Here is a 21,992-nt window from a genome sequence, read left to right as displayed (position 1 = left end):
AGCATGCTGATGACCCTCGCCCAATGGCTGCAGACGGTCTCGCCGGATTTCGGTTTCCTGCGCGTCTTCCAGTACCTCACCTTCCGCGCGCTGATGGCGGCATTGACCGCGCTGCTGCTCGGCCTGGCCGCCGGACCCTATGTGATCCGTCGTCTCGCCGCGCTCAAGATCGGCCAGCAGGTGCGCAGCTACGGCATGGAGACGCACCTCACCAAGAGCGGCACGCCCACGATGGGCGGCGTGCTGGTGCTGTTCTCGATCGCGTTCTCGACCCTGTTGTGGTTCGATCTCTCGAATCGCTTCGTCTGGATCGTGCTCTGGGTCACGCTGGGCTTCGGTGCCATCGGCTGGGTCGACGACTGGCGCAAGGTGGTGCGCAAGGACCCGGAGGGCATGCGTTCGCGAGAGAAATATTTCTGGCAATCGGTGGTCGGCCTGATCGCGGGCTTCTATCTGCTTTTCAGCATTTCCGAAAGCTCCAACTGGCGCGTGCTCGAACTGTTCTTCACCTGGGTGCGTTCGGGCTTCGACCTGGACTTTCCGCCCAAGATCAACCTGCTGGTGCCTTTCTTCAAGGAAGTGAGCTATCCGCTCGGCGGCATCGGCTTCGTGATCCTGACCTACCTGGTGATCGTCGGCGCGAGCAACGCGGTGAACCTCACCGACGGCCTCGACGGGCTGGCGATCATGCCGGTCGTGATGGTCGGTTCCGCGCTCGGCGTGTTCGCGTATGTCACCGGCAGCGCGGTGTACTCGCGCTACCTGCTCTTTCCGCACATTCCGGGTTCTGGCGAACTGCTGGTGTTCTGCTCGGCGATGGCGGGTGCGGGGCTGGCGTTCCTCTGGTTCAACACGCACCCGGCGCAAGTGTTCATGGGCGACGTGGGCGCGCTCGCGCTCGGCGGAGCGCTAGGCACCATCGCCGTCATCGTTCGCCAGGAGATCGTGTTCTTCGTGATGGGCGGCATCTTCGTGGTCGAGGCGATCTCGGTGATGGCGCAAGTCACCTATTTCAAATACACGAAGAAGCGCTTCGGCGAAGGGCGGCGCGTGCTGAAGATGGCGCCGCTGCACCATCACTTCGAAAAGAGCGGCTGGCGCGAGACGCAGGTCGTGGTGCGCTTCTGGATCATCACGATGCTGTTGTGCCTCGTGGGTCTTTCCACTCTCAAGCTGCGATGAAACCCACCCCCGTTGCTTGCTCACTTCGTGTAGCCGCCTCCCCCCTCAAGGGGGCAACACCGGCGGCCCGGCGAAGCCGGTTCCGCGGTGTTCCCGGCCTCGGGCGCGCCGGTTTCTTGCGTTGCGGGTTCCGCGATGGCGGGTTGGAAAACTGAGCGATGCGAAATCTCAAAGACCTTCACGTCCTGATCCTGGGCCTCGGTGCGTCCGGCCTGGCGATGGCGCGCTGGTGCGCGCGCCACGGCGCGAAGATCACCGTGGCGGATACGCGCGAGGCGCCGCCGCAACTGGCGACCTTGCGCGAGGAACTGCCGGAGGCCGTGTTCGCGGGCGGGCCGTTCGCGGCCTCGCTGGTCGAAGGCACATCGGTGCGCGCGGTGTATCGCTCTCCGGGCCTCTCGCCGGCCTCGACCGCTTCGGTGGTCGACGCAGCGCGGGCCATGGGCCTGCCCGTGGGCGGCGAACTGGATCTCTTCGCGCAGGCGCTGGTGGATCTGCGCACGGTAGACATTGCGATCAATGCCGATGCCGCAGAGCCGATCGAGGCAGAGGCGCCGAGGGCGACGGCAGATGCGCCACAGCCGTCGGAGTCCCCGACGTCCGAAGCGCTGCCAGATGACGAGACCGAGCCGCCCGACGAGGACGATGATTCGCCCGCGCCGCCGCCTGTCGTCGCTCCCCCGCCGAGGCCCAAGGGCTACACGCCCGCCGTGCTCGCCATCACCGGGACCAACGGCAAGACAACAGTCACCGCACTCACAAGCCAGTTGGTCGAGCGCGCAGGCAAGACGGTCGCCGTGGCTGGCAACATCGGCCCGACCTTGCTCGACACCCTGTCGGCACACATGGATGCCGACACGCTGCCGGACGTCTGGGTGCTGGAGTTGTCGAGTTTCCAGCTTGACGGCGTGCAGGGTTTCGAGCCCACGGCCGCGACGGTGCTGAACCTGACGCAGGACCATCTGGACTGGCACGGCGACATGACGGCCTACGCCGCAGCCAAGGCGCGCATCTTCGGCAAGAAGGGCGTGATGCTGCTCAATCGCGACGACGAAGCTGTCATGGCCATGCGGCCGGCCCCGGTCAAGCTCGCCAGGGGCCAGGTCGCGCGCAGCATCGTCACTTTCGGCGCCGACATGCCGAAGCGGCCGGGCGACTACGGCATCGAGAAGGTCAACGGCATGGCCTGGCTGGTACGCGCACTGGAGGCCGACGAAACCCAGAAGCGCAAGCGCGGTGCCGCCGTCGAGGAAGAGGAAATCCACTTCCAGCGGCTGATGCCCGCCGATGCGCTGCGCATTCGTGGCCGGCACAACGCGCTCAACGCGCTCGCGTCGCTGGCGCTCGCGACGGCGGCGGGCTGCCAGCTTGCGCCAATGCTCTACGGCCTGCGTGAATACCGCGGCGAGCCGCACCGCGTCGAGCCGGTCGCGATCGTCGACGAGGTCGAGTACTTCGACGACAGCAAGGGCACCAACGTGGGCGCGACCGTTGCCGCGTTGATCGGTCTCGGCGAAGAGCGCCGTGTCGTCGTGATCCTCGGCGGCGACGGCAAGGGACAGAATTTTGCGCCGCTGGCTGCGCCGGTGCGCCAGTACGCACGCGCCGTGGTGCTGATCGGCCGCGACGCGCCAATGATCGAAGCCGCCCTTGCGTCCACCGGAATCTCGATCCAGGCCGCGGGCTCTTTGCCCGAGGCCGTGACGCTGGCCGCGGCTCATGCCCGTCCCGGCGATGCAGTGCTGCTTTCGCCGGCATGCGCGAGCTTCGACATGTTCAAGGACTACGCGCATCGCGCGGCTGTGTTCTGCGACGCCGTGCAGGCGCTCGGCGATGCGCAGCGCGGTGGTGATGGTGAAGGAGGGCTTGCGTGAACGCAACGTCCGCCACCTCCGGCAAGACCAGCCGCTTCGCCGGCTGGTTCAGCCGCGCCAAGAGCGGCATCGACGCGTTGCCGATGCACCTGCCCGTGCGCCTCGGCAATGCCGGCATGACGCAGACAAAGGCGGCGCCGGTGCGTGTTCTCGGCTTCGACCAGGCGCTGGTATGGGTCACCGTTGCGCTCCTGGCATGGGGCCTGGTGATGGTGTATTCGGCATCGATCGCTCTGCCGGACAACCCGCGCTTTGCGCGCGCCGGCTACAGCCCCATCTACTTCATCACGCGACACGCGGCTTCGCTGGTGATTGCCTTCGTCGCCGGCCTGTTGATGTTCCAGGTCCCGATGAAGACCTGGGAAAGAGTGGCGCCGTGGCTCTTCGTGGTGTCGCTGCTGCTGCTGGTCGCGGTGCTGATCCCGCACCTGGGCATCAACGTCAACGGCGCGCGTCGCTGGCTGCCGCTCGGCTTCATGCGCTTCCAGCCTTCGGAGTTGGCCAAGTTCGCGATGATCCTCTATGCCGCCAGCTACATGGTGCGCAAGATGGAGATCAAGGAGCGCTTCTTCCGCGCGGTGCTGCCGATGGGCATTGCCGTGGTCGTGGTCGGCATGCTCGTGATGGCCGAGCCCGACATGGGCGCATTCATGGTGATCGCCGTCATCGCGATGGGCATCCTGTTCCTCGGCGGCGTGAATGCGCGGATGTTCTTCGTGATCGCGACGCTGGTGGTGGTGGCCTTCGCCACCATCGTGGCGACGAGTCCGTGGCGGCGCGAGCGGATCTTCGCCTATCTGGATCCATGGAGCGAAGAGCATGCGCTGGGCAAGGGCTACCAGCTTTCCCACTCGTTGATCGCGATCGGCCGCGGCGAAGTCTTCGGGGTCGGACTGGGCGGCAGCGTCGAGAAGCTGCACTGGCTGCCCGAGGCGCACACCGACTTCCTGCTGGCCGTGATCGGCGAAGAGTTCGGCCTCGTGGGCGTCCTGCTCGCGATCGCGTTGTTCCTGTGGCTCACGCGTCGGATCATGCACATCGGCCGCCAGGCGATCGCGCTCGATCGCGTGTTCTCGGGGCTGGTGGCACAGGGTGTCGGCATCTGGATCGGCTTCCAGACCTTCATCAACATGGGCGTGAACCTGGGCGCCCTGCCGACCAAGGGGCTGACGCTGCCGCTGATGAGCTTCGGCGGCTCTGCCATCCTGATGAATGTCATCGCGCTGGCCGTGGTGCTGCGCATCGACTATGAAAACAGAGTGCTGATGCGCGGAGGTCGCGTATGAGCAGGACGGCACTCGTCATGGCTGGCGGCACCGGTGGGCACATCTTCCCGGGCCTCGCCGTGGCCGAGGCACTGCGCGAGCGCGGCTGGCGCGTGCATTGGCTCGGCGCGCCGGGCAGCATGGAACACCAACTCGTGCCGCCGCGCGGCTTCGCCTTCGAGCCGGTCCAGTTCGGCGGCGTGCGCGGCAAGGGCCCCGTCACGCTCGCGCTGCTGCCCATGCGCCTGCTGCGGGCCTTCTGGCAGAGCATCGGCGTGGTGCGCCGCGTGCGTCCGGATGTGGTGGTGGGCCTGGGTGGCTACATCACCTTTCCCGGCGGAATGATGAGCGTGCTGCTCGGCAAGCCGCTGGTGCTCCACGAGCAGAACTCCGTGGCGGGTCTCGCCAACAAGCTGCTGGCGAGCGTGGCCGACCGCGTCTTCACGGCCTTCCCCAATGTGCTCAAGAAGGCGCAATGGGTCGGCAACCCGTTGCGCGCAGCGTTCACTGCGCAGGGCGACCCGAGCGCGCGTTTTGCCGGGCGCACTGGTCCGCTGCAACTGCTGGTGGTCGGCGGCAGCCTGGGCGCGAAGGCGCTCAACGCCGTGGTGCCCAAGGCATTGGCCATGATCGCGCCAACGCAACGCCCGAAGGTGACGCACCAGAGCGGAACCAAGCAGATCGACGAACTCCGCGCCAACTATGCAGCGGCGGGCGTCGAAGGCGAACTCACACCTTTCATCGAAGACACCGCTCGCGCCTACGCCGACGCCGACCTCATCGTCGCGCGCGCCGGCGCGAGCACCGTCACCGAAATCGCGGCCGTCGGCGCAGCAGCGCTGTTCGTGCCTTTCCCATCCGCTGTGGACGACCACCAGACCACCAACGCGCGCTTCCTTGTCGACGCGGGTGGTGGCTGGCTCGTTCAACAGACCGAACTCACACCAGAATTGTTGGCCGACTTGCTACAGAAAACCGGGCGCGATGCCCTCTTGGAAAAGGCCTTGAAGGCCCAGGCGATGCGCAAGACCGAGGCGGTAGACGCCGTGGTCCGCGCATGCGAAGAACTCGGCAACGGAGGCCGCTCATGAAGCACGCGATCCGTCATATTCATTTCGTCGGCATCGGCGGCTCGGGCATGAGCGGCATTGCCGAAGTGTTGCTCAACCTCGGCTACAAGATCTCGGGATCGGACCTGGCGGACAGCGCGACGCTGCGGCGCCTGGCCGGCCTCGGCATCGCGACCTTCGTGGGCCACAACGCCGCGCATATCGCGGGTGCGGACGCGGTCGTGACCTCGACCGCCGTGCACGCCGACAACCCCGAAGTGGTCGCCGCACGCGAGAAGCGCATTCCCGTGGTGCCGCGCGCGCTGATGCTGGCCGAGCTGATGCGGCTCAAGCAGGGGATCGCCATCGCAGGCACGCACGGCAAGACCACGACGACGAGTCTCGTGGCGAGCGTGCTCGCGGCGGCCGGGCTCGATCCGACCTTTGTCATCGGCGGTCGTCTCAACAGCGCGGGCGCGAATGCGCAACTCGGCAGCGGCGACTACATCGTGGTCGAAGCGGACGAATCCGATGCGTCGTTCCTGAACCTGTTGCCGGTCATGGCCGTGGTCACGAACATCGACGCCGACCACATGGAGACCTACGGGCACGATTTCGCGAAGCTCAAGAAGGCTTTCGTCGACTTCCTGCATCGCATGCCTTTCTATGGCGTCGCGATCCTTTGCACCGACGATCCAGCCGTGCGCGAGATCGTGACCGAGGTGTCCTGCCCGGTCACGAGTTATGGCTTCGGCGAAGACGCCCAGGTGCGTGCGGTCAACGTGCGGGCCGTCGGCTCCCAGATGCACTTCACCGCGCAGCGCCGCAACGGTGTCACGCTGCCCGACCTGGACATCGTGCTCAACCTGCCCGGCGAGCACAACGTGCGCAATGCGCTCTCGGTGATTGCCGTGGCCGTCGAACTCAATGTGCCCGACGAGGCCGTGCAGCGCGGGCTCGCCGACTTCAAGGGCGTGGGGCGGCGCTTCCAGCGCTATGGCGAAGTTCTCGCGCGAGGTGAGGGCGACGCCGGCAGCTTCACGCTCATCGACGACTACGGCCACCACCCGGTGGAGATGGCCGCGACCATCGCGGCGGCGCGCGGCGCCTTCCCGGGCCGGCGTCTGGTGCTGGCGTTCCAGCCGCATCGCTTCACGCGCACGCGGGACTGCTTCGAGGATTTCGTCAAGGTCATCGGACAGGCCGATGCCGTGCTGCTTGGCGAGGTGTATGCGGCCGGTGAGCCACCGATCGTGGCTGCCGACGGCCGATCGCTCGCCCGTGCACTGCGCGTGGCCGGCAAGGTCGAGCCGGTGTTCGTCGACGAGATCGGCGCAATGCCCCAGGCCATCCTGGACAACGCGCGCGAGGGCGATGTGGTGATCTGCATGGGGGCCGGATCGATCGGTGCCGTGCCGGCGAAGGTGGTTGAACTTGGCGCTGCGGCGTCCGGCAAATCCGAGCGCGTTGCTCGCAAGGGGAGTGCGCAGTGAGCGTGATTGATCCGAAATCCTTCGGCAAGGTCGCCGTGTTGTTCGGCGGCAGTTCGGCCGAACGCGAAGTCTCCATCATGTCGGGGACAGGCGTGCTGGCCGCGCTGCGTTCGCAGGGCGTCGATGCGCACGCCTTCGATCCGGCCGAGCGCGAACTGGTCGACCTCAAGCACGAAGGCTTCGCCCGTTGCTTCGTCGTGCTGCATGGCCGCCACGGCGAAGACGGCACCGTGCAGGGCGCACTCGAACTGCTCGGCATTCCGTACACCGGCTCGGGCGTGATGGCTTCGAGCGTGGCGATGGACAAGGTCATGACCAAGCGCATCTGGCACGCCGACGGCTTGCCGACGCCACGCTACGTGCGACTGGCCTTCGATCAGCAGAGCCGCGAGCAGATCAACGCGGTGCCCGACGTGCTCGGCCTGCCGCTGATCGTCAAGCCGCCGCGCGAGGGTTCGTCCATTGGCGTGACCAAGGTCATGGGCTATTCGCAGATGCAGGACGCTGTCGCACTGGCGGTTCGCTACGACCCCGACGTGCTGTGCGAAGAGTTCATCGAGGGCGAGGAAGTCACTTGCGCGGTGCTGGGCAGCGGCCTCGACGCTGTGGCGATGCCCGTGGTGCGCATTGCCGCGCCTGAGGGTGCGTACGACTACCAGAACAAGTACTTCACGGACGACGTGAAGTACCACTGCCCGAGTGGCCTGGCCGCCGAGGAAGAGCAGGAGATCCGCCGCATCACGCTCGCCGCCTACCACCAGCTCGGCTGCCGTGGATGGGGTCGTGCCGACCTGATGATCCGCGCCAGCGACCGCAAGGCCTTCCTGCTCGAGATGAACACGTCGCCGGGGATGACCTCGCATTCGCTCGTGCCCATGTCGGCGCGCGCGGCGGGCATCTCCTACGAAGAGCTTTGCCTGCGCGTGCTGGCCACCGCGACGCTCGATTCACGTCCGACCCTCAACGAAGGCGCGGCATGACCGATAGCATCCCTGCGCCCTTCGACGTCAAGCTCATGAACCTGACCGCGAGCCTCGTGTTCGCGTTGTTCTCGCTCATGCTGCTGGCGGCGGGTGCGTGGTGGGTGCTGCGTCAGCCTTTCTTCCCGCTCGCCGGCATCAAGGTCGACGGCGAGGTCACGCACAACAACGCCGTCACGTTGCGCGCCAACGTGGCGCCGCAACTGGCGGGCAACTTCTTCACCGTGGATCTGGCCCGCGCGCGCACGGCTTTCGAATCCGTGCCGTGGGTGCGCAAGGCGGTCGTGCGGCGCGAGTTTCCGAACAAGCTGCGCGTGACGCTCACCGAACACCAGCCGGTCGCCCATTGGGGCGACGAAGCCGAGTCCAAGCTGATCAACGGCTTCGGCGAGGTGTTCGAAGCCAACGTTGCTGAGGTCGACGACAACCTGCCGCGCCTCGAAGGTCCGTCCGAGCAGGCCGGGCAGGTGCTCGGCATGTACCGCGTGCTGTCGCCGCTGTTCCAGCCTTATGACCTGACGATCGACGAGCTGTCGCTGTCGAGTCGCGGGAGCTGGCGCGTGACGCTCGATACCGGCGCCGTGGTCGAACTCGGCCGCGGGCAAGGCGAAGAAGTGATCGCGCGTACGCAGCGTTTTCTGCGCACTGTGACGCCGGTGGCGGGTCAGTACGGACGCACGATTGCGGCGGTCGAGGGCGCCGATCTCCGGCACAACGAAGGGTATGCGCTGCGGTTGCGCGGCGTCACCACGGTCGTCCCCGACCCGAAGAAAAAGTAGAGCACACCAAGAGAGAGCGAACAGAGGAAGCACATGTCCAAAGATTACAAAGATCTCGTTGTCGGGCTAGACATCGGCACTGCCAAGGTGATGGCGGTGGTTGCCGAGGTGTTGTCCAACGGCGAGCTCAAGCTCGCGGGTCTGGGCATCGCACCCAGCAACGGGCTCAAGCGCGGCGTGGTGGTGAACATCGACGCCACGGTCCAGAGCATCCAGCAGGCGCTCAAGGAAGCCGAGCTGATGGCCGATTGCAAGATCAGCCGCGTCTACACCGGTATCACCGGCAGTCACATCCGCGGCATCAATTCGAGCGGCATGGTGGCGGTCAAGGACAAGGAGGTCACGCCGGCCGATGTGGCGCGCGTGGTGGAGACGGCCCGCGCGATCAACATCTCCAGCGACCAGCGGCTGCTGCTGGTGGAGCCGCAGGAGTTCGTGATCGACGGTCAGGACGTGAAAGAGCCGATCGGCATGAGCGGCATGCGCCTGGAAGCCAAGGTGCACATCGTGACCGGTGCCCAGAGCGCCGCCGAGAACATCATCAAGTGCGTGCGCCGCTGCGGGCTGGAGGTCGACCAGCTGATGCTGAACCCCCTGGCATCGAGCCAGGCCGTGTTGACCGAGGATGAACGCGAACTCGGTGTGGTGCTGGTCGACATCGGCGCCGGCACGACCGACGTCGCGATCTTCACCAACGGTGCGATCCGCCATACGGCCGTGATTCCGATTGCCGGCGATCTCATCACCAGCGACATCGCGATGGCGCTGCGCACGCCGACCAAGGACGCCGAGGACATCAAGGTCGAGAACGGCTATGCGAAGCAACTGCTGGCCGACCCCGATACCCAGGTCGAGGTGCCGGGCCTCGGCGATCGCGGTCCTCGCTTGCTGAGCAAGCAGGCGCTTGCGGGTGTGATCGAGCCGCGCATCGAGGAGATCTTCTCGCTGGTGCAGCAGGTGATCCGCGAGTCGGGCTACGAAGAGGTGTTGTCTTCGGGCGTGGTGCTCACCGGCGGCAGCGCGGTGATGCCCGGCATGGTCGAGCTCGGCGAAGACATCTTCCTGAAGCCGGTGCGGCGCGGGATCCCGAAGTATTCGAGCGCACTGTCGGACATGGTTGCGCAGCCGCGCGCCGCGACGGTGATGGGCCTGCTGGAAGAAGCCCGCTACGCGCGCCTGCGCGGCTTCAAGGTGGCGCAGAAGAACGGCTCGGTGAAGACCGCCTTCGGCCGCTTCAAGGATTTCATCGTGGGGAACTTTTGATGACACCAAGACTTCCCCACTGCGTGTGGCTGGCGCGTGCCGGCCCACCGCGCCACTTCAACGAGCGATGGCGACGAACCGGGCCACCCCTTCATCGTTCACGGTTCCAACAACAAATTCATTCATAAACAAATGGCAACTGCATATTCAAGGAGTCAGAACATGGCTATCGAAATGATCGAGATCGAAGAGTTCAACCAGGGAACGCAGATCAAAGTGATCGGCGTGGGCGGAGGCGGCGGCAACGCCGTCGCGCACATGATCGAGCGCGGCGTGCAGGGCGTGCAGTTCATCTCCGCGAACACCGACGCGCAGGCCCTGTCGCGCAGCAATGCGCACAAGACCATTCAGCTCGGCATGAACGGGCTGGGCGCCGGAAGCAAGCCCGAGAAGGGCCGCGATGCGGCCGAGGCGGCGGTCGACGACATCCGCGAGGCGATCACCGGGGCGCACATGCTGTTCATCACGGCCGGCATGGGCGGCGGCACGGGCACCGGCGCGGCGCCGGTGATCGCACGCGTTGCCAAGGAGATGGGCATCCTCACCGTGGGCGTGGTGACCAAGCCCTTCGACTGGGAAGGCGGCCGTCGCATGACCAACGCCGATACCGGCCTGGCCGAACTCGAAGCCAATGTCGATTCGCTGATCGTGGTGCTCAACGAGAAGCTGCTCGACGTGCTGGGCGAGGACGTGACGCAGGACGAAGCCTTCGCGCATGCCAACGACGTGCTCAAGAACGCGGTTGGCGGCATCTCGGAAATCATCAACGAGTACGGCGGCGTGAACGTCGACTTCGAAGACGTGCGCACCGTGATGGGCGAGCCCGGCAAGGCCATGATGGGCACCGCCGCGGCGAGCGGCCCGGACCGCGCCCGCATCGCCGCCGAGCAGGCCGTGGCCTGCCCGCTGCTGGAAGGCATCGACCTGTCCGGCGCCAAGGGCGTGCTGGTGTTGGTGACGGCATCGAAGGCATCGCTCAAGCTGAGCGAATCCAAGCTGGCGATGAACACGATCCGCGCCTACGCTTCGCCGGACGCGCACGTGATCTACGGCGCCGCCTACGACGACAACCTCGGCGACGAAATGCGCGTGACCGTGGTCGCGACCGGCCTCTCGCGCCAGGATGCACGCCGTCAGGCGCCGACGCTGGAAGTGATCCGCACCGGCACCGACAACATCCCGTTCACCGTTCCGACGCTCGGCGGCTCTGTCGGCCATGCCTCCGGCCAGCCGAACTACGACGGCATGGCGGTGCCCAGTGTGTGGCGTACCAACCGCACGATGGCCGCGGCCAAGGTGGACGCGCTGTCGTCGGGTGGCATGGACGATTTCGAGATCCCCGCCTTCCTGCGCCGCCAGGCGGATTGAGGGGGTGCCTGTGGAGGCTATCGGGGACATAGCGAGGCGGGCGGTACGCCGGACGCCTCGCGCTTCTAAAATCGCGCCCGTGCTTCCACAACGTACCCTCAAATCGATCACTCGCGCTGTCGGCGTCGGACTCCACAGCGGACAACGCGTGGAGCTCACGCTTCGACCGGCGCCGGTGAACCACGGCATCGTGTTCCGGCGGGTGGACCTGCCCGAGCCGGTCGACATTCCGATGACGGCGGAGGCGGTCACGGACACCCGGCTCGCGTCGACGGTGTCTTCGCGCGGGGCCAAGGTGCAGACGGTCGAGCATCTGATGTCGGCTTGCGCCGGGCTGGGCATCGACAACCTGCTGATCGACATCACGGCTGACGAGGTGCCGATCCTCGACGGTTCGGCTTCGTCCTTTGTTTTCCTGCTGCAGAGTGCGGGCATCGAACTACAGAGCGCGCCGCGCCGCTTCATTCGCGTCACGCGGACGGTAGAGATTCGCGAAGGCGAGGGCGCGGACGAAAAATGGGCGCGGCTGGAGCCGTACCACGGGTTCAAGCTGAGCTTCGAGATCGATTTCGATCATCGTGTCGTCAACTCGACCGGGCAGCGCGTCGAATTCGACCTGGGCAGCGGCTCCTACAGCCGCGACATCGCGCGCGCTCGGACTTTCGGGTTCACCAAGGAGGTCGAGTACATGCGCTCGAAGGGACTCGCCCTTGGCGGTGGCCTCGACAACGCGATCGTGATGGACGACACCAAGGTGCTCAATGCGGGCGGACTGCGCTATGACGACGAGTTCGTGAAGCACAAGATCCTCGATGCGATGGGTGACCTCTATGTCATCGGGCAGCCGTTGCTGGCCGCTTACAGCGCCTTCCGGTCGGGTCACGCGCTCAACAACAAGCTGCTGCGTGAGCTTCTGGCCCACGACGACGCGCATGAAATCGTGACCTTCGACGACGAACGACAGGCGCCCGCCGGATTTACCGAAGTCGCGCGCGCCTGGTAGCAAGACACGTCGATGCTGCTTTTTCGGTGGGCCATCCTGTTGCTTTTGCTGGTGGCCGGGGCTTCGTTCGCGTTCTACGCGGGGACGGGGCAGGTCAAGTACCGGCGGTTTGGATGGATCGTTCTCAAGTGGACCCTGCTCGCGGCGTTTGGCTTCTTTGCTGTGTTGATTGCTGAACGGGCTTTTTGAGGTTGTGGGGCGGCGGAAGCGGGCGGTGTGCGCTGGGCCGGCCGACGTCACCGGCCGCTTCGCGGCTGCCCTGCGCTGCTCGCGGTACGCGGGGTCCGCGCGAAACTCGCCTTCGGCTCAAACACGCGCAGCCCTGATCCGCGTACCGCTGCGCTGCTCGGTGGTGCCTCAACGGCCGCCCCAGCGCACACCGCCCGCCTCCGCGGAAAGGACGGGGGTGAGTTGTCCGCCTCCAAGGCTGTGATGAACGCGCAGGCATTGGACGTTCGAGACGCGCGCATCCTTCGCCCAACCACGAGCCCGGTATGCGGTGAGGGCTGTGCGACCCTTCTGCGCCGCCGAAGCGCGCAGCCTCGGGCGGATCAGGGCCGCGCGTGTCTGAGCGAAGCGAGTTTCGCGCGGACCCCGCCTGAGGCGAGCACTGCAGGGAAGCCCGAAGGGCCGGCGCAGCGGGGTCGCACAGCCCTCACCGCATACCGGGCGGACCCTCCAACGAAGGCCCCACCCCGACAGACGAAGCAGCTATCGAGTCCGCCCCTGCCGATACATCCCACTGGTGCTTCTAGCCAGCACCGTAGCCTGTCCAAGCCGCGCCATCGAACTCCCCACGTGTGCATGCGTAATGGCAATGCCCAGCGCATCGGCAGCATCGCTCCCGGGCACACCGGGCAACTGAAGCAGTCGCCTGACCATCTCCTGCACCTGAGCCTTCGCAGCGCGTCCATGCCCCGCGACAGCCTGCTTCATCTGCAGTGCCGTGTACTCGGCAACCGTGAGATTGCACGTGACCAGCGCTGTCAAACATGCACCTCGCGCCTGTCCCAGCAACAGCGTGGATTGCGGATTCACATTGACGAACACGATCTCCACCGCAGCCGCATCAGGCTTGTAGCGTTCATTGATCTCGCCGATGCCGTCGAACAGCACCTTCAGCCGTGCCGGCAACTCGCCCTTCGACAGGTGACGGGTAGTGATGGTCCCGCTCGCTACGTAGCGCAGCGAATGGCCATCCACGTCGACCACGCCGAAGCCGGTGGTTTGCAGACCGGGATCGATGCCTAGGATGCGCATGTGATCTTCATGCGTTGAAATACCACCGCACCGCGTGGAAGAACACTGGTGCGGCAAAACAGAGTGCGTCGACGCGATCCAGCAGTCCGTTGGCGCCCGTCACGCCCACACTTCGCTGCCCCCAGTTGGGGATGCCGCGGTCGCGCTTCAGCGCCTTCATCACGAGATGACCCATCGAGCCCGCCGCACAGGCGATCAACGACATCGCCAGCGCCTGCCCGTATTTGAACGGTGTGATGAACGAGAACAGCGCGCCGACGAAGCTCGCGATCACCATACCCAGTGCCCAACTGGTCCAGTTGAAGCTGCGACTCACATTCGGCGCGAAGGGCGGCTGGAAGAACAAGCGGCGCCTGATGGCACCCAGCCAGCCCTTTGGGGGCTCCGGCATCGGCGCTCCCACCGCTGGCATCGACTTCTTGCGCGACACCAGATGCTGCACCAGCATGCAGGTCTGCACCACGAACACCAGGTAGAACACCAGAAACGCGTTCTTGCCCTCATACCCCGGGAAGGACAACAGCAGCAGCGCCGGCACGTGGCTCATGCCGTAGACGCAAACCATGATGCCCCACTGCAGCTTGGCGTTGCGTTCGAGGAAGTGGCTTGGATCGTCCGCCAGCGCACTCACGACCGGGATCGCGAGGAAGACATACACCGGGATGAATACCGTGAACAGATCGAAGTGTGCGGTCGCCACCAGCCAGAACTGGATCGGCAATACGACAAAGAAAGCCAGGATCAGGCTGCGGTGATCGCCCCGCCGCGTGGGCGACAGCGTGATGAACTCGCGCAGCGCGAGAAAAGAGATCAGCGCGAACAGCAACGTCGCGACAGTTTCGCCCAGCGCCCACCCGATCCAGAACACGACCACCATCACCCACGTCGTGCGCAGCAGCGAGCGGAAATGCCGGAGCTCGCGCTGCCAGATCTCGTCGTGCACCGGATTGCGACGTTCCTTGAAGCTGAGCATGAATGCGACGGTGCTCACCACGAACAGAAGCCCGAAAACGATGAAGAACAGGGCCGCGACCTGATGGGTCGAGGAGAGATTGCGAAGGTATTCATTCATCTAGACATCTCGCAGCGCGACCACCGCCTCGCGCGCCCGGTCGAGAAAAGGACGGCGTTCCTCGTCTTCATCCAGGCGAATCGGCGCGCCGAAGGTGACCGAGCACAGGATCGGCACCGGCACCACCTCGCCCTTGGGCATCACCCGCTGGACGTTGTCGATCCAGGCCGGCACCAGCACGACCTCGGGAAACATCTGGGCCAGCGTGAAGAGGCCCGACTTGAACTTCTGCGGCTCGCCGGTATGGCCCCGTGTCCCTTCCGGAAAAATGATGATCGAATCACCGCTTTGCAGGGCCTCGATTAGCGGCTGCAACGGAACCAGTGCTTCGGCGCTTCCGGGCTGGACACTGGGCTGCGCCGGTTCCGTGGCGGGCCGCATCAGCGGCAACTCGGTCTGGACAACCCACGGTTCGGCAACGGGCTCGATGGGCGTCAAAGGCGGTGCGTCGTCGAACGATGGTTCGATGCGTTCGTCGTGTACGGGTGCAGGTGGCGCGGGCGGTACCGTCGGGGCGCCACCGCCTCGTTCGACGTAGATGGCGTTGAAGACCTCGGTCGTGATCCATCGCTTGAAGGGACTGGTCGCCCAGTAGTCGCGCGCTGCGATCGGTCGCGTGATGCTGCGCAACTCCTCGGGCAGCGCGGCCCAGATCATGACGAGGTCGAGATGGCTTTGATGATTGGCGAAGTAGATGCGCTGCTCGGCCTTCGGCGGGCAGCCCCACCAGCGCGCTTGTGCGCCGGTCAGCAACCGAATCATGGCCAGCAATCCCCATCCCGTGAACTTGGCGAGCATGAGCGTATTGTGGCTTGTGCAATGTGGCTCGCCCCCAGGTTGGCTCACTTCGTGTAGCCGCCCACCCCCTGCCGGGGGCAACACCAGCGGCCCGGCGAAGCCGGTTCCGCGGTGTTTCACGAAGGGGCCTGGTTTTGCCGGCCGCGTCGGGGCGGGTCAGGGGAGCTCTGCGGCTGGCATGCGTGCCGCGATGGTGCTGGAGCGGCTTGCCAGATAGCCTGAGCCTTGGCGGCGTTCGAAGAATTTGGGGCTTGGGAGCATCACTGCAAGTTTTGCTGCTTCGCTGACGGTGAGGCGCGATGCGGGCTTCTTGAAGTAGTGCTGCGCGGCGGCTTCGGCGCCGAAGATGCCTTCGCCCCATTCCACGTTGTTGAGATAGATCTCCAGGATGCGCTCCTTGCTCAGGAGCACTTCCAGTGCGGTGGCGAGGGCAAGTTCCTGGCCTTTGCGCAGCAGGGTGCGCTCGCCGGACAGCAGGAGGTTCTTGGCGATTTGCTGCGTGATGGTGGAGCCGCCGCGCAGTTGCGCGGGGCGAGGTTCCTTGCCGCGGGCACGCATCTGCGCGGCGCGTCGGGCTGCGAGTTCTTCGGCCTTGGCGTTGCGTTGACGGGCGCGCTCGATCGCCTCCCACTCGACGCCCTGGTGATAGATGAACTCGCTGTCCTCGCTCGCGATCACCGCGCGCTTGAGCGAATCGGAGATTTGCGCATAGGGGACCCAGCGCTGCTGCCATTGGCTGCCGCCGTTGGTGCGGCCTTGCGTCGTGATGCGCCACGCCTCGGAGCGTTGGAATGCCGTGGACTCGGGGTCGATGGCGGCCATCGCCGCGATGCGCGCAATGAAGAAGATCTGCAATGCGAAGGCGGCGATCAGCAGGCAGCCGAGCCAGCGAAGGACCGCTTTCACTTCGCGTCGACGATGGCCCGCAGTTCGGCCAGCACGGGAGCGGTCGGCGGGCGCACGCCGCGCCAGGTCTCGAAGGCTTCGGCGGCCTGCTCGACCAACATGCCGAGGCCGTCGCGCGGCACGGCGCCGTGTTCGCGCGCCCAGTTCATGAAGCCCGCCGCAGCAGGGCCGTACATCATGTCGACCGCAAGGGCGCCAGGTTTCAGCACGGCGGCCGCGACCGGTACCTCGCCGCCGCCCAGGCTCGACGCAGTGGCATTGATCAGCACGTCGAAGGAACCCGGCACGGTGTGAAGCTCTTGCGCCTCCAGCGCGACGTGGTGCTGCAACGCCAACGCCGCGTGGCGCTGCACCAGCGCGATCGCCTTGGCGAGCGTGCGGTTGGCGACCACGATCCGTCGGGGCCCGGCTTCGATGAGCGGGCCGAGGACGCCCGCGGAGGCGCCGCCCGCGCCGAGCAGCAGCAGTTCGCTGCCCGCGATCGAAACGCCCGCATGCAACGTGACGTCGTTGACGATCCCGATACCGTCGCTGTTGTCGCCGTGGATGCCGTCGTCGCGAAAGCTCAGAAGATTGACGGCCCGCGCCAGTGCAGCGCGCGGCGTCAAGTGCTGCGACAACGCAGCCGCCTCGAACTTGAAAGGCACCGTGATGTTGCACCCGCGTGCGGTGCCGGAAGTGTCGGCACGGAAGGCGGCCACGGCATCGGCAAAACCGTCGAGCGGCGCAAGACGTCGGCCGTAGTCCAGCGTCTGGCCGGTCAGCGCGGCGAAGCGCGCATGAATCCACGGCGAGCGGCTGTGCTCGACCGGATTGCCCATCACGCAGTACAGATCCATGGTGCCTCCCTCCGTCATTGTCTGGACGAGAGTTGCGTCTCCAGCGTCTCGTCGTGAGTGAACTTGAAGCGCGACGGCAGCACGATCTGGTCGGTCTGGCGGCGCATCGCGTCGGTGAACTTGCCGAAGCTGCCAATGCTGCGCACGATGGCCTGGGCGCGGCGGTCGAGTGTCCTGTCGCCCGAGCTTTCGACGATTTCGGTTCCGAGGATCGAGCCGTCGAAATTGACGGTCACCAGCATCGTGAGTTCGCCGTAGAGCTTCTTGCCGGCGGCTTCGGGAAAGTTCTCGGTGCCGCGTGCCTCGATCTTGCGGCGTAGCGCATCGACGTAGGTCGCGTAGGCAGCTTCGCGCGTGGCCGGGCTGAGGTAGCGCTTCTTGGGACGTGAGTTTTCCTCGTTCACGCGGCGTTCGATCTCGGCCAGCATGTCGATCAGCTGGCGTCGCTTTTCCTCGCGCGCGGCGGCTTCGGTCGGGTTGCCCTGGCTGCGCGGATCGGGCGCCGGCATGGTGGCCAGTTGTTGCTTGATCTGGGCCAGCAGCATCATCTGCTGGGCCTGCATCGCTTCCACCTGGCGCTGCGCGTCTTCCATCGAATCGCCGATGGCCCGGAAGGCCGAGGGTGGCAGCGGGCTGGTGGCGCGCCCCTTGTCGAGATCGCCGCCGCCGGCCAACGAGGCCTGCGCGATGGCCTTGGCCTTGTCGGGGCGCTCGTTGGTCCTGGCGTTGACCAGAATGACCTCCAGCGGCGTCTCCTTGAAAACGCGGTTGAATGACTCCGGATCGACGAAGCGCACGGTCAGTAGCGCCGCATGGGCAATGACCGACAGGCCGAGCGCAATCTGCAGCGTGCTGAAGTCACGCAGGTTCATTGATGGACTTCTCCCCTCATGCGGGCGTGCTCTCCGGTGCGGCCTCGCTGTCGGCGAGGTCCACCGCGATCGCGATGGGACCGGCGACTTCTTCCTCATCCTCGCCGCTCTCCTCTTCGGATGCGGCTTCCGCGGCCGTGTCGTCGAGACGCGCGATGACCGTGCCGTGCACATCGAGCGCAATCTCGTCGATCTCGCCGAGCTTGACGCGCACATGCGCGCCGCGCTGAAGGCCCTGCGTGCCGGTCACCTGGAACACCAGCGGCAATGTGTCCGCGCGCACCAGCGCGCCGTTCGGCACGTCCTTGACCAGGGTCGCGTCGATTTCGGTGATGCCTTGCTGCTCGAGGTACTTGAGCGTCCAGAATCGTTCCATGCCACCCTGGTGCGCGTTGTAGGCGCTGTACGCGGCGTCGAAGCCCGAGAGGATGGAAAACAGATCCGCGTCCTTCGGCTTGAAAGGTGCCGCCAGCGCGGCGGTCTTGCCGTGGCGCGCGGCCGCGATGATCTGCCACTGGTTGACGAGGTCGGTGTAGCGGCGCAGTGGCGAGGTGCTCCACGCGTAGCTCTTCACCCCGAGGCCGGCATGCGGCAGCGCGCGCGTCCCCATGCGAACCTTGATGCCGGGTGCGAGACTCGCCTGGCTGCGATAGAGCCCCGGCACGCCGAGTTCGCCCAGCCAGCCGCCCCAGCTGCTGTTGGCCAGGATCATCGCTTCGGACACGATCAGGTCGAGCGGCGCACCGCGCCGGCGGGTGCTGATCTGCACCTGCTCGTTACCAGTTGGCTCGCCGCCGTTGCCGACGAGGCGGAAGGTGTAGTCCGGCCGGTTGAAGCTCTCGGGCTTGCCGCGGACCACTTCACGCTGAGCCTTCAGTTGCTTGGCGAGACGGAACAGGAAAGACAGCGGCTCGCGCACGCGGGCGGCGATTTCCGGTGTGCCGTCGGCGTTGACGGATGCGTCTTCCAGCCATTCCTGCGTGACGACGGCGTCGAGCTGGTCATGGCGCAGGTTGGCGACGATCGGCACGCGCTCGAGGCGCGTCTCGGTCGACTTCAATGCGAACGTCGCTCCGTCGAAGGTCGCGTAGAGCGAGACCGCCGGGCAGTCGCGGCCTTCCTGCAGGGTGTAGGCCTCGACCACATGGTCTGGCAGCATCGTGATCTTGTGGCCGGGCATGTAGACGGTGGACATCCGCGTGCGGGCCACCTGGTCGATGGCGCTGCCCGGCACCAGCGCAAGGCCGGGCGCCGCGATGTGGATGCCGACGATCACGGTGCCGCTGCCGAGTCCCTGGACCGAAAGCGCATCGTCGATCTCGGTGGTCTGGGAATCGTCGATCGAGAAGGCCTGGACGTCGGCCAGGGGCAGGTCATCGGCGATGTCTGGCGCATTGAGCGTCGGGAAGCCGGTGCCCTTGGGAAAGTTCTCGAACAGGAATCGGCGCCAGTGGAACTCGTAGGACGACTCGATGGCGCCCGCCTGCTTCAGCAGTTCGAGCGGCGGCCGCTGCGTGGCGCGCGCGGCTTCGACGACGGCCTTGTATTCAGGGGCATTCTTGTCGGGGCGGAACAGGATCTTGAAGAGTTGCTCGCGCACCGGCGCCGGGCATTCGCCCGCGGCCAGCTGAGCGGACCATTCGGTGATCTGCGCCTGAATCGCTTTTTTCTTCTCGATCGCGGCCAGCGCCTGCTGGACGATTTCGGCCGGTGCCTTCTTGAAGCGCCCCTTGCCCGCCCGGCGGAAGTAATGGGGCGCCTCGAAGACTGCGAACAGCGCCGCGGACTGCTGGCTGAGCGTCGGATGGGCCTGGAAGTACTCCGTGGCCAACTCGCCGAAGCTGAATTCGCCTTCGGGCGCGAATTCCCAGGCGAGGTCGAGATCGATCCCGGCCGCCAGGGTGCGCGCTTCGGCGAGCAGTTCCGCGGGTGCTGGTTTCTCGAAGCGCAGCACGATGTTGGCGCCCTTGACCTTGACGCGCTTGCCGGTCTCCAGCTCCACCTGTGCCGAGGCATCGGTCTCCGACAGGACGCGGCCGCCGAGGTACTTTCCGGCTTCTTCGAACAAAACAAACATGGCGCGGATTGTCCCACGCAGCGCGGCGCATTCCCGCCGCAGGGCGCTCAGATGGGGTCGAGGAAGGCCAGCACGTCGTCCAGGTGCAAACGCTCGAAGTCGGACAGGGCGTGGTCTTCGCCTTCGATGAGCTTCACGCGGCTGCCGGGGTAACGGGCCGTCATCTCGCGCCAGTCCAGTACTTCGTCGCCCTTGGCGATCACGGCGAACACGCGTTCGGGGTGCTTCAACGGGCCGACTTCCAGGTCGCTCAGTTCGTCGATGTACCCGGGGCGGAAAAGGAAGTGCTCGCCCGGATCGTGCCAAAGCGTCTGGTCGCCGATATATCGGGTCAAGTCGCGTGCGGGATTCACGGCCGGATTGAGCAGCACGGCGCGGCAGCCTGTCATGCCGGAGACATAGGTGGCGTAGAAGCCGCCGAGCGACGAGCCGACCACCGCCATCGTCGCGCGCGGCCATTCCGCGATGCCCTGCATCACGAGGTCGATCGCCTCGCGCGGCGACGGCGGTAGCTGCGGGCACCACCAGTGGACTGCCGGATGTTGTTCGGCGATGCAACGAGCCATCTGGCTCGCCTTGGTCGAACGCGGCGAAGAGCGAAAGCCGTGCAGATAGAGCAGGTGGGTCACGGATGCCATGTGTTCATTATCCGGACGCATGCTTCCAAATGAGTCGTAACAGAGCCCTGACGGCTCTCAGGAGGTGCCGGCGACTGGGATAATCCCGGCCCATGTCGGCCGTATTCCAACAACCCTCGCTCGCGCGACGTCTGTTGCCCGTGTTCCAGGGTTTCGACGGATTTCTTGCTTTCGCCGTGCTGCTCCTGGCCTGCGCGGGCATGCTGACCATGTATTCGTCGGGCTACGACCACGGCACCCGCTTCGCGGATCACGGCCGAAACATGCTGCTGGCCGCTTTCATCATGTTCGTGGTGGCGCAGATCCCGCCGCAACGGCTGATGATCTTCGCCGTTCCGCTCTATACGGTTGGCGTGGGCCTGCTCATTGCAGTGATGCTCTTCGGCATCACCAAGAAGGGCGCGCAGCGCTGGATCAACGTCGGCGTCGTCATCCAGCCGAGCGAGATTCTCAAGATCGCGATGCCGCTGATGCTGTCCTGGTGGTTCCAGCGGCGTGAGGGCCAGTTGCGGCCGCTGGATTTCGTGGTCGCGACCGTGCTGCTCGTGATACCCATTGGTCTCATCATGAAACAGCCCGACCTCGGCACCGCGCTGTTGGTGCTGGCCACGGGGTTGTCGGTGATCTTCTTCGCGGGCCTTTCCTGGAAGCTGATCGTGCCGCCGGTGGTGATCGGCCTGATCGCTGTGTCTCTCATCGTGGGTTTCGAGTCCCAGTTGTGCGCCGATGGCTTCGACTGGCGCATCCTCCATGACTACCAGAAGCAACGCATCTGTACGCTGCTCGACCCGACGAAGGATCCGCTCGGCAAGGGTTTCCACATCATCCAGGGGATGATCGCGATCGGCTCGGGCGGCGTCGGCGGCAAGGGGTTCATGCAGGGCACGCAGACGCACCTGGAGTTCATTCCCGAACGCACCACCGATTTCATCTTCGCCGCCTACTCCGAGGAATTCGGCCTGGCGGGCAACCTGGCCCTGATTGCGTCCTTCATCTTCCTGATATTTCGCGGCCTCGTGATCGCCATGAACGCCCCGACGCTTTTCTCGCGGCTGCTGGCCGGCGCGGTCACCATGATCTTCTTCACCTATGCCTTCGTGAACATGGGCATGGTGAGCGGCATCCTGCCGGTGGTCGGCGTGCCGCTGCCCTTCATCAGCTATGGCGGCACCGCCATGGTGACGCTGGGCCTGGGCCTCGGCATCTTGATGTCGATCTCCCGCGCCCGCCGCCTGATGCAGTCCTGATCGGCCGGCGAAGCCAGGCCCCTTCCA

Annotated in this window: 20 protein-coding genes; 12 read left to right on the top strand and 8 right to left on the bottom strand. The window is 65.8% G+C overall.

The window, feature by feature from the left end; genetic code table 11:
- Nucleotides 1-3: 3 nt before the first annotated feature.
- The 11 genes from mraY (at nt 4) to AC1DHL_RS12445 (ending at nt 12,445) form a co-directional block, all read left to right on the top strand.
- The gene (gene mraY, locus AC1DHL_RS12495) at nt 4-1,182 is read left to right on the top strand and encodes a phospho-N-acetylmuramoyl-pentapeptide-transferase (RefSeq protein WP_478104532.1); all 1,179 of its coding nucleotides are present in this window, start codon (nt 4-6) and stop codon (nt 1,180-1,182) included.
- 158 nt (nt 1,183-1,340) lie between these two features.
- Nucleotides 1,341-3,056 (top strand): UDP-N-acetylmuramoyl-L-alanine--D-glutamate ligase, encoded by a 1,716-nt coding sequence (gene murD / locus AC1DHL_RS12490; RefSeq protein WP_478162156.1) that lies wholly within the window; start codon nt 1,341-1,343, stop codon nt 3,054-3,056.
- Complete coding sequence (gene ftsW, locus AC1DHL_RS12485) at nt 3,053-4,342, top strand: putative lipid II flippase FtsW (RefSeq protein ID WP_478162155.1); 1,290 nt, start codon at nt 3,053-3,055, stop codon at nt 4,340-4,342. The genes murD and ftsW overlap by 4 nt, the downstream gene beginning before the upstream one ends.
- Nucleotides 4,339-5,412 carry an undecaprenyldiphospho-muramoylpentapeptide beta-N-acetylglucosaminyltransferase gene (murG, locus tag AC1DHL_RS12480; protein ID WP_478162154.1) on the top strand — a complete coding sequence of 358 codons (1,074 nt, stop codon included), beginning with the start codon at nt 4,339-4,341 and terminating at the stop codon, nt 5,410-5,412. Before ftsW ends, murG begins: the two co-directional genes overlap by 4 nt.
- On the top strand, nt 5,409-6,863 hold the full coding sequence (murC, locus tag AC1DHL_RS12475; protein ID WP_478104537.1) for a UDP-N-acetylmuramate--L-alanine ligase: 1,455 nt from the start codon (nt 5,409-5,411) through the stop codon (nt 6,861-6,863). The genes murG and murC overlap by 4 nt, the downstream gene beginning before the upstream one ends.
- On the top strand, nt 6,860-7,843 hold the full coding sequence (locus tag AC1DHL_RS12470; protein ID WP_478162153.1) for a D-alanine--D-alanine ligase: 984 nt from the start codon (nt 6,860-6,862) through the stop codon (nt 7,841-7,843). Before murC ends, AC1DHL_RS12470 begins: the two co-directional genes overlap by 4 nt.
- Complete coding sequence (locus AC1DHL_RS12465; RefSeq protein ID WP_478162152.1) at nt 7,840-8,622, top strand: cell division protein FtsQ/DivIB; 783 nt, start codon at nt 7,840-7,842, stop codon at nt 8,620-8,622. Before AC1DHL_RS12470 ends, AC1DHL_RS12465 begins: the two co-directional genes overlap by 4 nt.
- Before the next feature lie 33 nt (nt 8,623-8,655).
- Entirely contained in the window at nt 8,656-9,885 is a 1,230-nt protein-coding gene (gene ftsA, locus AC1DHL_RS12460) for a cell division protein FtsA (RefSeq protein WP_478104541.1), read from the top strand.
- A gap of 162 nt (nt 9,886-10,047) precedes the next feature.
- On the top strand, nt 10,048-11,253 hold the full coding sequence (gene ftsZ, locus AC1DHL_RS12455; RefSeq protein WP_478104542.1) for a cell division protein FtsZ: 1,206 nt from the start codon (nt 10,048-10,050) through the stop codon (nt 11,251-11,253).
- Between the two features lie 79 nt (nt 11,254-11,332).
- Nucleotides 11,333-12,256 carry a UDP-3-O-acyl-N-acetylglucosamine deacetylase gene (lpxC, locus tag AC1DHL_RS12450; RefSeq protein ID WP_478104544.1) on the top strand — a complete coding sequence of 308 codons (924 nt, stop codon included), beginning with the start codon at nt 11,333-11,335 and terminating at the stop codon, nt 12,254-12,256.
- Between the two features lie 12 nt (nt 12,257-12,268).
- Entirely contained in the window at nt 12,269-12,445 is a 177-nt protein-coding gene (locus AC1DHL_RS12445; protein WP_177142683.1) for a hypothetical protein, read from the top strand.
- Nucleotides 12,446-12,967: 522 nt separating this feature from the next.
- On the opposite strand, the gene ruvC is transcribed toward AC1DHL_RS12445, so the two are convergent.
- The 8 genes from ruvC to AC1DHL_RS12405 all read right to left on the bottom strand — a co-directional run bounded on the left by ruvC (nt 12,968) and on the right by AC1DHL_RS12405 (nt 20,718).
- On the bottom strand, nt 12,968-13,516 hold the full coding sequence (gene ruvC, locus AC1DHL_RS12440; protein WP_478162151.1) for a crossover junction endodeoxyribonuclease RuvC: 549 nt from the start codon (nt 13,514-13,516) through the stop codon (nt 12,968-12,970).
- Nucleotides 13,517-13,523: 7 nt separating this feature from the next.
- Complete coding sequence (locus AC1DHL_RS12435) at nt 13,524-14,588, bottom strand: phosphatidate cytidylyltransferase (protein WP_478162150.1); 1,065 nt, start codon at nt 14,586-14,588, stop codon at nt 13,524-13,526.
- Nucleotides 14,589-15,386: a lysophospholipid acyltransferase family protein gene (locus AC1DHL_RS12430; RefSeq protein WP_478162149.1), complete on the bottom strand. Its 798-nt coding sequence runs from the start codon at nt 15,384-15,386 to the stop codon at nt 14,589-14,591.
- Between the two features lie 156 nt (nt 15,387-15,542).
- Nucleotides 15,543-16,292, bottom strand: a complete 750-nt coding sequence (gene mtgA, locus AC1DHL_RS12425) for a monofunctional biosynthetic peptidoglycan transglycosylase (protein ID WP_478162148.1) — start codon at nt 16,290-16,292, stop codon at nt 15,543-15,545.
- Nucleotides 16,289-17,131: a shikimate dehydrogenase gene (gene aroE, locus AC1DHL_RS12420; protein WP_478162147.1), complete on the bottom strand. Its 843-nt coding sequence runs from the start codon at nt 17,129-17,131 to the stop codon at nt 16,289-16,291. The genes mtgA and aroE overlap by 4 nt, the downstream gene beginning before the upstream one ends.
- A gap of 14 nt (nt 17,132-17,145) precedes the next feature.
- Nucleotides 17,146-18,003 (bottom strand): energy transducer TonB, encoded by an 858-nt coding sequence (locus AC1DHL_RS12415; protein ID WP_478103049.1) that lies wholly within the window; start codon nt 18,001-18,003, stop codon nt 17,146-17,148.
- 16 nt (nt 18,004-18,019) lie between these two features.
- Nucleotides 18,020-20,080 (bottom strand): ribonuclease catalytic domain-containing protein, encoded by a 2,061-nt coding sequence (locus AC1DHL_RS12410; RefSeq protein WP_478162146.1) that lies wholly within the window; start codon nt 20,078-20,080, stop codon nt 18,020-18,022.
- A 47-nt stretch (nt 20,081-20,127) separates the two neighbouring features.
- Nucleotides 20,128-20,718: a YqiA/YcfP family alpha/beta fold hydrolase gene (locus AC1DHL_RS12405; RefSeq protein WP_478162145.1), complete on the bottom strand. Its 591-nt coding sequence runs from the start codon at nt 20,716-20,718 to the stop codon at nt 20,128-20,130.
- A gap of 92 nt (nt 20,719-20,810) precedes the next feature.
- Here AC1DHL_RS12405 and rodA point away from each other — a divergent pair, with 92 nt between their 5' ends.
- Nucleotides 20,811-21,965, top strand: a complete 1,155-nt coding sequence (gene rodA, locus AC1DHL_RS12400) for a rod shape-determining protein RodA (protein WP_478103053.1) — start codon at nt 20,811-20,813, stop codon at nt 21,963-21,965.
- Nucleotides 21,966-21,992: the final 27 nt, after the last annotated feature.

Source organism: Variovorax sp. 10L426 (assembly GCF_056395305.1).
The sequence above is the reverse complement of the archived record's forward strand: the minus strand, read 5'-3'. Positions and strand labels throughout refer to the sequence as shown.